A 12,893-nucleotide genomic window follows, 5' to 3' on the forward strand; every position below is an offset into this window, starting at 1 on the left:
CATGCGTCCCACATCTTGCCTCCTGCCGCATGCGCACCGAGCTCGTGAACCCCGGAGGTCAGTGCATTCCGAAGCGGTAATTGGCTGGCACCGGCTCCTCCGGGCACACTTCCTGCCACAGCTCGGCGATCCCGTCCTCGCCTTCCCGGATGTCTGGTATCTCGACGCCGTCCCGCAACATCCGTGCGGCCTCCTGGCCTTTGCCGACGCCCGCGAGGGCGAGCGCCGTCAGGAAACGGATGCGCCCGACGTCGGACATTCCGGCAGGTGCCTCGCTCGCCAGGGCGAGTGCTTGGGCGGGGTTCCCATGCCGGATGCTGAGGGTCATGGCCTCGCTGAGCAAGGGGAGGTTGGAGGGCTCCAACCGGCTCGCCGCGGCAAGCTCTGCCAGGCCCCCGTCAGTCTTGTCGGTGGCAAGCAGCGCAAGGGCGTGGCCCCGTGTGGCGAGGACCTTGGAACGGGGCGAGAGGTCCTCGGCAACCAGCGCGGCGCCGTATCCGGCGATCGCACCGGCGAGGTCCTGGCGGGCGTGCTTCATCGTGGCCAGGTGGAACTGCGCTTCCGCTCCACCATCCTTTGCCAGCAGTTCTTCCCAATCGGCTCCAGCCACGAAGGTCCCGGCGCCCAGGAAGCTTGCCCCATCCAGCAGGCTGTGCCACGGGCCCGTTTCCTCGATCGCCTCAGGGGTTGCATCGTCGGCGAAGGGAGTGCCGATTTCGTCCAGCCACGCGCGGCCGGAGTGTCGCCGTCGGGCACTCTCCAAAGCACCCCAAGCGCTGCCGCGCACCAGCATCTCGTCCGGAGGCAGGGCATAGTTCCGTGCGGCTTCGGCGAGGGCGACTTCGAGCTCCTCGTCCGGGACGAGCTCTTCGAGCCGGACGCTGGCGTGGGTCACGGCTGCGTCCCAATCCTGGCCGTGGGAGGTTGCGGGATCCAGCTTCGCGTTGCCGTAGGCCTCCACCCAACTCCACTCGGCGCCGGCAGGCATGGCCAGATGCTCGAACTGGGTCTGCGCGAGCCCGGCCTGGATCTCTGCGTAGGGGCCGGCCCCGGGGCTGAGCCATTCCTGCCAGCGTTTCCCGCCGTCACCCTGGCCCCAGACGAACAGCTTCTTCCCCCGAAGGAGGCTCGTGGACAGCATGGCCAGGCCATCGCCGTCGTGGTCTACTGCGGCGATCCAGTGCCGATGGCCCGGCTGGATGTCGAAGAAGAAATCCGCCGCGTGCGGGCTGTTGACCAGCCAGGTGGCATCCGTGCCTTGGTGTTCAGTGGGCCGGACGCGGGCGATGTCGGTGGTGTAATCGCTGCCGAAAGCCTCCGTGGCGGGCGCGATCACGCGCGTTTCCGCCGTCTCGGGAACGGCTGCGTTGCTCCACCAGTACATGGGTACCTCGTGGTCATGGGGGTTCCGGATCCGGACCGCCGTGAGGAGGACGTCCGAGTCCTCCGGAAGCCACATGTCCACTTGGAAAACCACCTCGCGGAGGCGTTCGAACTCCCACATGCGCAGGACGTCGTGGCCTTCGGGAGTCTTGACGATAGCAGTGTGCACCGGATCGCATGTGGTGGGCGAGTGCCCGCGGGTGCCGATGTTCCATTCGAGCCCGCCGGCGAACCAGGCCTTGCGCAGGGCGATGTTGGCGAATTGCAGGGTCCCGTGGGTGTGGAGGAGTTGCTTCCCCGACCCTTTGTCGAAGAGCTCCCACAGCCGGCCGCCCAAGGTGGGAAGGACAACGGCGCGCAGTTTGCTGTTCTCAAGCACGACGGCAGGCACCTCGTGGGCGGTCCGCTCGCGCGAGTAGCCGTCCTGCATCAGGTACGGGAACATGTTCGGCACTTGCCCGTAGCGGGCCGCGGCCTGCAGCTCCTCCGGGACGCCGTCGCCGATTCTGTATGGCAGGTCCAGTTCAGCCGTGACTACGGGCAACGGGCTATTGGGGCCTAGCTCCGCCATGTTCAGGGTGTTGGTGGAGAAGCTCAGGTTTTGCATCTTTGTGACTCCTGGAGGCTATTTTCGATCGCAATGCTTCACCCATCTTTGACCCAAGTCACCGGTGTGTAAAGGGACCCACCCAACTGGCTCGCAGTTGTTGTCGTTTTGAGCGCCCAAAACGACAACAACTGCGAGTCAGTTGGGGGCGTCAGCGGGAGGCGGCGCGGGCGGCCCTTACCAGGTCCCGGTTGGTGACCATGTACGCCGTCGGGTCCGAATCTCCGGGTGTACCGAAGGAGTCCCCACGGTTCTTCCACGTCGAAACCGTGGCCTTGGCTGACAAGTGGACCGCGCTTAGTCCTGCGGCGTGCAGGGCAGGGATATCGTCCAGGGCGAGTCCGCCGCCTGCCATGACTTCAAGCCGGCCCGCTGCCCGCTGGACCATACGCTCGAGGGTCGCGATCCCCGCCCCCACCGTCGCGGCGCCGCCAGAGCTGAGCACCCGCGTGAACCCAAGGTCTACGAGCTGCTCGACGGCGGCCGCCGGGTCCGGGGTTTGGTCGATGGCCCGGTGGAAGGTCAATTGGGCGTCGGGGTTGGTCTCCAAGGCGGTGGCGACGAGCTTTCGCGTGGCTTGGACGTCGATATCACCGGCGGCCGTGAGGACTCCGATCACCACTCCGTGAGCCCCTTGGGTGAGCAAGAACCGGATCTCGCGGTACATGGTGTCCAAATCCGCGCCGGAATACAGGAAATCTCCCGGCCGGCTACGGATCAACGAGTGGATCTCCAGCCGCCCACCGGCAGCCTCCTGCGCGGCTTCCATCAGCCCTTGGCTCGGGGTCAGTCCCCCGAGCTCCAAGGCGCTGCAAAGTTCGATCCGGTCCGCGCCTTCTTCAGCGGCAACGGCAGCGCCCTGGGCACCGACGGCGACGATCTCGAGTTTCATGGGGAAACTCTACGGCCACCGGGATGCACAGGGCGCTGCTTTATCGCTTCAGCTAGGCCCGATAGGGCGCCAACTGCTCCTTCTGCTCGGGAGTGAGCCTGCGGACACGGCCCGTGGACTCATCGACGAACGCCAGATGGGTAGTCGCGTTGACGCAGTCCTGGCCGGTCACGGGATCCTTGATGACGTAGTGAAGGTCAAAACTTGCCCCCTTCACGGCGCCGACCCAGATCTCAACCACTGCCGGTATGTTCCGGTATTCCAAGGTCCGGACGTACCGGACCTTGTGCTCCACCACGAGGGTCATGACCCCGTCTTCAACCGAGTCGAAGACGGAGACCGGCGCTTCCACTCCGGGGAGTCCGGCACCGCGGGGCGGACCGAAAGCCGCGATGCGGGCCTCTTCGAGCATGCGCACGATCTGGACGTTGTTGATGTGCCCGTACGCGTCCATGTCTCCCCAACGCATCGGCACTTGTACCGTAATTCGCTGGCTCAGCTGTGCACCGCCGTCGAGTCATCCACAACTGCTTCCCCGGCATCCTCACCGGCAAACTGCGACATGTAGAGGCGGTAGTAAGCGCCCTGCAATGCGAGCAGTTGGTTGTGGTTGCCCTGCTCCACGATGCTGCCGTTTTCCATCACCAGGATGGTGTCGGCGTCGCGGATGGTGGACAAACGGTGGGCAATGACAAAGCTGGTGCGATCCGTGCGGAGGGCAGCCATGGCCTTCTGCAACAGCAGCTCGGTACGGGTGTCAACGGAGCTTGTGGCCTCGTCGAGGATCAACAGCGAGGGATCGGAAACGAAGGCCCGCGCGATGGTGATGAGCTGCTTCTCGCCCGCGCTGACGTTGTTGCCTTCCTCGTCGATGATGGTCTGGTAGCCTTCCGGCAGGGCACGCACGAAGCGGTCCACGTACGTGGCCTTGGCCGCCTCCATGATCTGTTCCTCGGTGGCTTCGAGGTTGCCGTACTTGATGTTGTCGTAAATGGTGCCGCCGAACAGCCAGGCGTCCTGGAGCACCATTCCCACCTTGGAACGAAGCTCGGAACGGCTCAGCTCCTTGATGTCCACGCCGTCCAGGGTGATTCGCCCCGAATTGAGCTCGTAGAACCGCATGACGAGGTTGACCAAGGTGGTCTTGCCCGCGCCCGTGGGTCCGACAATCGCCACGGTGTGTCCAGGCTCTGCGCTCAGGGAAAGGTTCTCGATGAGCGGCTTGTCGGCAACGTAGCTGAAGGACACGTTCTCGAACTCGACGTGGCCGTCCGTGCGCGGGGGCAGGTGACGGGCCGCGTTCTCCGGCATTTCCTCATCGGCATCCAGGAACTCGAAAACGCGCTCAGCCGAAGCCACACCGGACTGGAGCATGTTGGCCATGCCCGCGATCTGGCCGAGCGGCTGGGTGAATTCACGCGAGTACTGGATGAACGCCGTGGCGTCGCCAAGGCTCATGGAACCGGAAGCAACCCGCAAACCACCGACGACGGCGATGCCCACGTAGCTGAGGTAGGAGACGAAGTTCATGGCCGGGAAGATGATGCCGGAAACAAACTGTGCCCCGAAAGAGGCCTTGTACAGGGCTTCGTTGCGTTCGTCGAATCGCTCCAGCATGTCCGCGTCACGCCCGAAGACCTTGACGAGCTCGTGGCCGGAGAACGATTCCTCGATCTGGCCGTTGAGCGAGCCGGTGTTCTTCCACTGGGCGGCGAAGAGCTTCTGGCTGCGCGAGCCGATCACGCCGGCAAGGACGCCGGAGAGCGGCAAGGCAACCAGCGCGATCAGGGCGAGCTGCCAGGACACGATGAACATCATGATGGTGATGCCGAAGACCGTCAGCACCGAGCTGACCAGCTGCGCGAACGCCTGCTGCAGCCCTTGCTGGACGTTGTCGACGTCGTTGGTCACGCGGGAGAGGATGTCGCCGCGCTGCCGGGTGTCGAAGTAGTTCAGGGGCAGGCGGTTGAGCTTGGCCTGGACATCGTTGCGGAGCCGGTTGATGACCTTCATGACGATCTTGTTCAGGATGTAGCCCTGGGCCCACAGGAAGATGTTGGCCACGAAGTACATCAAGAGCACGATCGAGATCAGGAAGGTGAGCTTGGAGAAGTTGATCCCATTGGTGAGCTCCATCTTGGAGACCATGTCCGCGAAGTTGTTCTGGCCGGCCTGGCGGAGTCCTTCGGCAAAGGCCGCTTGGCTCACTCCGGGAGGCAATTGCTTGCCCATGACACCGCCGAAGATGACGTCCATGGCGCTGCCGAGGATCTTCGGGGCGATGACGTTCAAGACGACGGAGACCACGACGAGGCCGATGACGAGGACGACTCCGGCGGCCTCCGGCTTGAGTAGCCCGAGGAGCCGCTTGGCCGACGGTCCGAACGCCTTGGCTTTCTTGGCCGGCAGGTTGCCGAACATGCCGCCGTCGGCTTCGCCCGGGGTGTATTCGGTTTCCTCGATGTCGTCATCTTCCACGGCTGTTACGGCACCGGCCGCGGCTGCATCCTTTGCTTCCGCAGCATCGCGGGCAGCCTTCGCTGCTTCGGCCTTCGCGGCCCAGCCGCGCTTTTGCTGATTCTGTTCGCTCATGCCACTTCCTCCGCGCTCAGCTGGGATTCGACGATCTCCTGGTACGTGGGTGACGTGTCCAGGAGTTCTTCATGGGTGCCACGGTCAACGATCCTGCCGTTGTCCAGGACCAGGATCTGGTCTGCGTCCGCAATGGTTGAGACGCGCTGGGCCACGATGATGACCGTGGCATCCTGCGTCTTTTCCTTCAGCGCCCGGCGAAGGCGGGCGTCCGTGGCCACGTCCAAGGCCGAGAAGGAGTCGTCAAAGAGGTAGACCTTGGGCTGCGTCACCAAGGCCCGGGCGATGCAGAGGCGCTGCCTCTGGCCACCGGAAACGTTGGTGCCGCCCTGGGCCACCCGACGGTTGAGGCCCGAGGACTTTTCCATGACGAAGTCCTTGGCCTGGGCGGTTTCCAGCGCGTCCCAGAGTTCCTGGTCCGTCGCGTCGGTCTTGCCGAAGCGCAGGTTGTGCTCGATGGTTCCGGAGAACAAGTACGGCTTCTGCGGCACGGTGGCCACACGGCTGGTGATTTCGTCCCGGTCCAGGCTGGTGACCGGGACGCCGTCGAGCAATACATCGCCGGACGCGACGTCGTACAGGCGCGGAAGCAGCGACACCAAGGTGGTTTTGCCGGCGCCGGTGGAGCCGATGATGGCGAGGGTCTGTCCTGGCTCCGCGGTGAAGGAAATGTTGCTCAACACGGGAGCTTCAGCGCCGGGGTATTTGAACGTGACGTCGCGGAATTCGACGCGCCCCTTCTTTTCCGCGGGCGCTACGGGCGCCTTCGGATCGTGGATGGAGGGCTCGACGTCGAGGACCTCGCCGATGCGGTCCGCGCACACGGAGGCGCGCGGGATCATCATGGCCATGAAGGTACCCATCATGACCGCCATGAGGATCTGCAGGAGGTACTGCAGGAAGGCCGTCAGGGAACCCACCTGCATGTTGCCCGCATCCACCCTTTGGCCGCCGAACCACAGCACTGCCGCCGTGGAAAGGTGCAGGATCATTCCGATGGCCGGGAACATCAAGACAAACAGGTTGCCGATCTTGACTGAAACCAGGGTGAGGTCCTTGTTGGCGTCGCCGAAGCGCTTGGCCTCGTACGGTTCACGAACGAAGGCACGGACCACGCGGATACCGATGATCTGTTCGCGCAAGACGCCGTTGATGACGTCGATCTTCTTCTGCATGGAGCGGAAGAGCGGCATGAGCCTGACCACGAGGTAACCGACCACGGCCACGAGGACCGGCACCGAGACCCAGACGAGCCACGAGAGGCTGAGGTCTTCACGCAGGGCCATGATGATGCCGCCAACGCACATGATGGGCGTGGAAACCATGAAGTTCAGGCCCATCAGCATGAGCATCTGGACTTGCTGGACGTCATTGGTGCCGCGGGTGATCAACGTGGGTGCGCCGAAGCTGTTGACGTCCTTGGCCGAGAAGCTGCTGACCTTGCGGAAGACGTCCCTGCGCAGGTCGCGGCCCATGGCCATGGCCACGCGGGAGCCGAAGTAGACCCCCGCGATGGCTGCAATGACCTGGCCGAGCGCGACCGCGAGCATCAGGGCTCCGGTTTGCCAGATGTAGTTGGTATCCCCCCGGGATACCCCTTCATCGATGATTTTTGCGTTGAGGCTTGGAAGGTAAAGGGTGGCAATGGTAGACGCCAACTGGAAGATGATGACGGCCAGTATCTGCGGCAAATACGGCTTGGAGTAGCGCCGTATCAGGGTGACAAGCATGCCCACGGATCCTTAATGAGAGTGCGCGAATGAATTAGTGCGAATGACTTAATACTGCGAATGACTAAATACATGGATAGCAGCAGGCGCTGACAGTATTAGTCCCTCAACTCTACGAAATCCGTTGCCTCAGCGAAATATCGATAGCCGAATATCATCCTTGCGGCGTAGCTGAGCCGCCGCAGCGCTTCCAAACTCGCTGCAGCGGCTCCCGCCACACATTCCGGGGCGGCTGCCCGCCGGCGCTTAGCCCGCGTGCCGCCCGGTTTCCCCTGCCCTCGAGGCGTCGCCGGCAAGGAGCAGCAAGGCAGCCCTTTCCTGGCGACGGCGTTCACGCTTGAGTTCCTTGCGCAGCGCGGACAACTCCTCGGCGATCCGGGACTGCTCGACGGCGGTGGCAAGTTGTTCTTGCACGCGCACCTGGAGCTCGCGCTGCGCCTTGCTCAGCTGAAGCTGTTGTTCGGCCAGCAGCCGTTGGGTGCGGGCAAGCTGGTCCTGGACCTCGCGCAGTCCCGCGGCAGGATCAGGCCGTTCCTGCGTCAGGATCCGGGCAAACTCAAGGTCCAGGTCATCGTGCTCCTTCTCGGCCGCCGCACGGGCGCGGCTGACCCCCAAGGGGGTGCCGCCGTCGTCGGTCGCTTGGGCAAATTCAGCGGATTCGATAACCGGCAGCGCGGAGGTGTCCAGCGTCATGGCGGCCTCGCCGGAGGCGTTTGCCAGCAGTTCCTTCGCTGGCGTCGCGTCCACGGTCTTCCGCAGCGGAACTTCCTTGATGAACAGCACGGCGATGAACGCGACCAGGGCAATGACTGCGGAGATCAGGAAGATCTGGGCGGTCGCGTCGCCATAGGCTGCACGCATGATGTTGCGGATCGGGGCGGGCAAGTCCGTCAGGTCCATGCTCGCGTTGCTGGAGCCGCCGCTGACCGGGATGTGTGCCGCAGCGAGGCCTTGGGTCGCAAGGTCCTTGACGTGGGTCGCCATGATGGCGCCGAGCACCGAAACGCCGATCGCACCGCCGACGGAGCGGAAGAATGCCACAGACGCGCTGGCCGTGCCGATGTCCTGGGCGCGGACGGTGTTCTGGACCGCGAGGACCAGGTTCTGCATGAGCAAGCCAAGGCCCAGGCCGAAGATGGCGGTGTAGCAGCAGGTGATCCACAGCTCAGTGGTGTGGTCGATGGTGCCGGTGAAGGCAAGGCCGCCGGCCAGCAACACGGTGCCTGCCAGGAGGAAACGCTTCCATTTGCCGAAGCGGCTGATGAGCTGGCCGGATGCCACCGAACCCAAGAGGTTGCCCGCAATCATGGGAAGCGTCAGGAGGCCGGCCTCGGTGGGAGTGGCGCCGCGGGCTACCTGGAAGTACTGGCCAAGGAACGTGGAGGAGCTGAACATCGCGATACCGACGGCCACGGAGGCCAGGATCGCCAAAGCGGTGGTGCGCTGGGAGATGATCTTCAGCGGGATGATGGGCTGGGCCACCTTCGATTCGACCAGTACCAGCAGTGCCAGCAGAAGTACGCCGCCGCCAACCATGAGGGCGGACTGCCAGGAGATCCAGTCGTAGTAGTCCGGGTTGCCGGCGAAGGAAACCCAGATCAGGAGCAGGCTGACGCCCGAGGTCAGCAGGATGGAGCCGAGCCAGTCGATCTTGGCCGGGCGCTTGATGTGCTGGATCTTGAGGGTCACCTGGAGCAGGATGAGCGCGACGACGGCGAGCGGCACGCAGACGAAAAACGTCCAGCGCCAGCCGAGCGGGCTGTCAACGATGAAGCCGCCGAGGAGCGGGCCGCCTGCGGTACCGACCGCCATGACTGCGCCCATGTAGCCCGAATACTTGCCACGGTCACGCGGCGGAATCATGGTGCCGATGATCGCTTGGGCCAGTGCGGTGAGGCCGCCCAAGGCGATGCCCTGGATGACGCGGGCGGTCAGCAGGAAGGGAATGCTCATTGAGAACCCGGCCATGACGGAGCCGGCCACGAAGATCACGATGCTCAGCTGGACCAGGAGCTTCTTGTCGAAGAGGTCGGCGAGCTTGCCCCAGATGGGCGTGGTGGCGGCGTTGGCCAGCAGTGCGGCGGTGATGACCCACGCGAAGTCCGTTTGCGTGCCGTGGAGATCGGACATGATGGTCGGCAGCGCGTTGGCCACGATGGTGCTGCTCAGGATAGCGGTGAAGAATGCCGCGAGGAGGCCCGTCAAGGCTTCCATGATCTGGCGGTGCGTCATGGGCGCTGATGACGCCGGCACCGCCGTCGAACGTTCTTGTATTCGGGTTGCCATTGCTGCTGCTCCTAAGCTGTGTGGTTCGAGTGGTGGGAGCCGGCCGCCGTTGCCCGGACTGAGTGGTTGAGTGATGTGGTCAATTTCTCCAGGACCTGCCCTGCCTCCAGGGCGTCTTCCTCGCTCCACTCGGCGAGGTAGGCCCGTAAGTTGAGGCTGCGCTGTTCTTCGAAGTCCCGGACCTTCTCAATCCCGGATTCGGACAGGGCCACCAATTGTGCGCGCCCGTCGGCGGGATCGGGCCGCCGGACCACCAAACCGAGTTCCTCCAGTTCGGCGATGTGCCTGCTGAGCACCGGGGGGCTGACGCCGAGTCGGGATGCGAGCTTCGTGGCCCGGGACTCCCCCTCGCCGATGAAGCGCATGACACCCTGCAGGGCGAACCCGACGTCGGCATCTTTCGCGATGTTCGCGGTCACGATGCAACGCAACACCCGCTGCAGATCGAAAATCTGATGGACGAGTTCGGTTGCTGTGCTCGATGCGACAGCCATGGAAGACACCTCACTTTTGTTTGCCTAAAGCAACTATACGCCAAACTGATTGCTTTGGGAAACTAATGATGTGTGAGGTGCGTTAAACACCAAGCGCGAACTGGCAGGTAATGCCCTTATCTTTCGAAAAAGGGGTCATTATCTGCCAGCTCGCGCTGGGGGTTTGGAGGGTCCGGAGTGTCAGTCGCCCAGGTGCGTGGGGCCGAACATCTTCAGGAGGGTTTCAACCACGACGACGTTGGGGCCGTCCGCGGCGAAGCTTTCCTTGAGCGCGTCCCCGACGTCGTCCGGGTCCACCCTGCGGGCGGGGACACCGAAGGCCTCGGCGAGCTTGACGAAGTCCGGGCGGGCGAGCTCGGTTGCCGTGGCCTTGCCGAAGGCACCCACCATGTATTCACGCAGGATGCCGTAGCCGCCGTCGTCCACGATCAGCCACGTGACCGGGACGTTGTGCTGTTTGGCGGTGGCCAGCTCGGAAATCGAATACATGGAGGATCCATCACCTGAGACGGCCAGCACGCGACTCGGTTTGCCCACCGTTTCCAGTCCCACGGCACCGCCGATAGCCGCCGGGAAGCCATAGCCGAGGCCGCCGGCGCCCTGGGCCGAGTGGAACTGGCCCTCGCGGGAATCCCAGCAGCTCCATCCCCAGTACGCGGAGATCGTCATGTCCCAGAAGGTCTGCATGTCCGCCGGAACGGCTTCGCGGATATCGGCCATGAACTTCAGTTCCTTGCCGAGGTCCTGCTCTTCAAGGCGAGCCTTGACCTTCGCGAGGGACTCCTTGACGAGGTCTTCGGGCGTGGTGCCGTGCCAGTCCGGTACCGCCGCCGTCGCAGACAAGGCCTCATCCAAGGCAGAGTCGAGCGCGGCAAGGGCCTGGCCGGCGTCGGCACGGATGCCCAGGCCGGGCCGGTTGGACTCCAGGACCCTCGGTTCGGCGTCGATCTGGATGATGCGACCGCGCGGCTCGAAGGTGAAGTAATTGGACGTCACCTCGCCCAGGGAGGAACCAATGACGATCAGCACGTCGGCATCCTCGAGGACGTCCGTCATGTGGCGGTCTTCGATCCAGGACTGCAGGGACAGCTCGTGGGTCCACGGGAACGCTCCGTTGCCACCGGGCGTGCAAATCACCGGGGCCCGGAGTTTCTCGGCGATCGACAGGAGCGACTTCTCGGCCCGGCCACGGCGCGTGCCGCCGCCGGCGATGATGGCTGGACGCTCCGCCGTCGAGAGCCATTTGACGGCTTCCCGGATCAGCTCCACACGCGGCGGGTTATCGGCGGCTTCGGCGAGGGCGTCCTCCACCGGAGGGACCATGATCGGGTCCAGGAGCACGTTCTGCGGAATCTCGATCCACACCGGACCCTGCGGCGAGGAAATGGCCTCGGTCCAGGCATCCTGGATAGCCGAGGGAATCCCGGAAGCGTGCTGGATGAGGCGCTGGCTCTTGGTGACGTTCGCGGCCGAGGCCTTCTGGTCATCGAGCTGGTGGAGCATACCTTTCCGGCGCGCCCCCAGACCTTCCAAGGGGATCTGGCTCGCCACGACCACCATAGGCACGCCGCTCGCATACGCTTCCTGCAAGCCGGCCAGGGACGTCAACGCGCCCGGACCGGTGGACAGGAACAGCACGCCGACTTCGCCCGTGGCACGGGAATACCCGTCCGCGGCGAAAGCCGAGTTGTTCTCCACGCGGGAGGACACGAAGTGCAGATTGCCGCGGCCCATGGCGTCGAAGAGGCCCAGGGCGTGCTGGCCGGGGATCCCGAAGACCGTCTTCGCACCGAGCGCCTCGAGGGTCTCGACGACGAGGTCCCCACCGTTGCGCTGGTCCGTCACTTCGTGACCGCCGCGGCGAAACCGGCCGGGCGCCGGGATTCCTGGCCAAGGGCCTGTGCGGCGTAGCCGTTCGGGGCGCCGTGGCGGTTGCCTTCGACTGCGTTGTCCGCCATGAGGGTGACGAGTTCGTAGGCAACGTGGCTGGCCGCGACACCCGTGATCTCAGCGTGGTCATACGCCGGAGCGACCTCGACGATGTCTGCGCCCACGAGGTTCAGGCCACGGAAACCGCGGATGATTTCGAGGAGCTCGCGGCTGGTGATGCCGCCGGCTTCAGGCGTACCGGTTCCCGGGGCGTGGGCCGGATCCAGGACGTCGATGTCCACGGAAATGTACAGCGGACGGTTCCCGATGCGGTCCCGTATCTTGGCCACGGTTTCGAGGACGCCCTGGTAGTAGACGTCCGCCGAGGTGACGATGCCAAAGCCGAAGCGGTGGTCGTCGTCGAGGTCCTTCTTGCCGTAAAGCGGGCCGCGGGTACCGACGTGGCTGATGGCCTCGGTGTCCAGGATGCCCTCTTCGACAGCACGGCGGAACGGGGTGCCGTGCGTGTACTCGGCGCCGAAGTAGGTGTCCCAGGTGTCCAGGTGGGCGTCGAAGTGCAGCATGGCAACGGGCTCGGCGGCGCGTTCGGCAGCGGCGCGGAGCAGCGGCAGGGCGATGGTGTGGTCACCACCGAGCGTCACGAGCTTGCTTCCATTGGCGGTCAGGTCCAGCGCGTTCTGCTGGATGGTCTCGATGGCCTCGTTGATGTTGAACGGGTTCACGGCCATGTCGCCGGCGTCGGCAACCTGGATGTTCTCGAACGGGCTGACGTCCCAGGCCGGGTTGTACGGGCGCAGCAAACGGCTGGCTTCACGCACATGGTTGGCACCGAAGCGCGCGCCGGGGCGGTAGGAAACGCCGGAGTCGAAGGGGACGCCGACCACCGTGACATCGGCCTTGGAAACCTGGTCCAGTCGCGGCAAGCGGGCATAGGTGGCAGCACCGGCATAGCGCGGGATTCGGGCCGAATCAATGGGACCAAGGTTGCCGTTGGCCTCAATACGAAGCTCTTCCAAAAT

General features: G+C 64.4%; 9 protein-coding genes. All 9 read right to left on the minus strand.

What is annotated here, in order from left to right:
* Positions 1-58 precede the first annotated feature (58 nt).
* Complete coding sequence (locus ACSVHC_RS05755; protein WP_437772677.1) at positions 59-1,990, minus strand: DUF5107 domain-containing protein; 1,932 nt, start codon at positions 1,988-1,990, stop codon at positions 59-61.
* A 151-nt stretch (positions 1,991-2,141) separates the two neighbouring features.
* Complete coding sequence (locus tag ACSVHC_RS05760) at positions 2,142-2,882, minus strand: copper homeostasis protein CutC (protein WP_437772676.1); 741 nt, start codon at positions 2,880-2,882, stop codon at positions 2,142-2,144.
* A 52-nt stretch (positions 2,883-2,934) separates the two neighbouring features.
* Positions 2,935-3,351 (minus strand): acyl-CoA thioesterase, encoded by a 417-nt coding sequence (locus tag ACSVHC_RS05765; RefSeq protein ID WP_437772675.1) that lies wholly within the window; start codon positions 3,349-3,351, stop codon positions 2,935-2,937.
* Positions 3,352-3,377: 26 nt separating this feature from the next.
* A complete protein-coding gene (locus ACSVHC_RS05770; RefSeq protein ID WP_437772674.1) occupies positions 3,378-5,474 on the minus strand; it encodes an ABC transporter ATP-binding protein in 2,097 nt (698 codons plus the stop codon).
* Positions 5,471-7,204, minus strand: coding sequence for an ABC transporter ATP-binding protein (locus ACSVHC_RS05775; protein ID WP_437772673.1), 1,734 nt, complete (start codon positions 7,202-7,204; stop codon positions 5,471-5,473). The genes ACSVHC_RS05770 and ACSVHC_RS05775 overlap by 4 nt, the downstream gene beginning before the upstream one ends.
* 246 nt (positions 7,205-7,450) lie before the next feature.
* Positions 7,451-9,490, minus strand: a complete 2,040-nt coding sequence (locus ACSVHC_RS05780) for an MDR family MFS transporter (protein WP_437772672.1) — start codon at positions 9,488-9,490, stop codon at positions 7,451-7,453.
* A gap of 11 nt (positions 9,491-9,501) precedes the next feature.
* Positions 9,502-9,984, minus strand: coding sequence for a MarR family winged helix-turn-helix transcriptional regulator (locus ACSVHC_RS05785; protein ID WP_078106157.1), 483 nt, complete (start codon positions 9,982-9,984; stop codon positions 9,502-9,504).
* Positions 9,985-10,164: 180 nt separating this feature from the next.
* A complete protein-coding gene (locus ACSVHC_RS05790; protein WP_437772671.1) occupies positions 10,165-11,829 on the minus strand; it encodes a thiamine pyrophosphate-binding protein in 1,665 nt (554 codons plus the stop codon).
* Positions 11,826-12,890, minus strand: a complete 1,065-nt coding sequence (speB, locus tag ACSVHC_RS05795; RefSeq protein WP_437772670.1) for an agmatinase — start codon at positions 12,888-12,890, stop codon at positions 11,826-11,828. Before speB ends, ACSVHC_RS05790 begins: the two co-directional genes overlap by 4 nt.
* Positions 12,891-12,893 lie beyond the last annotated feature (3 nt).

Source organism: Arthrobacter sp. KNU-44 (assembly GCF_051843155.1).
Taxonomy (GTDB): domain Bacteria; phylum Actinomycetota; class Actinomycetes; order Actinomycetales; family Micrococcaceae; genus Arthrobacter.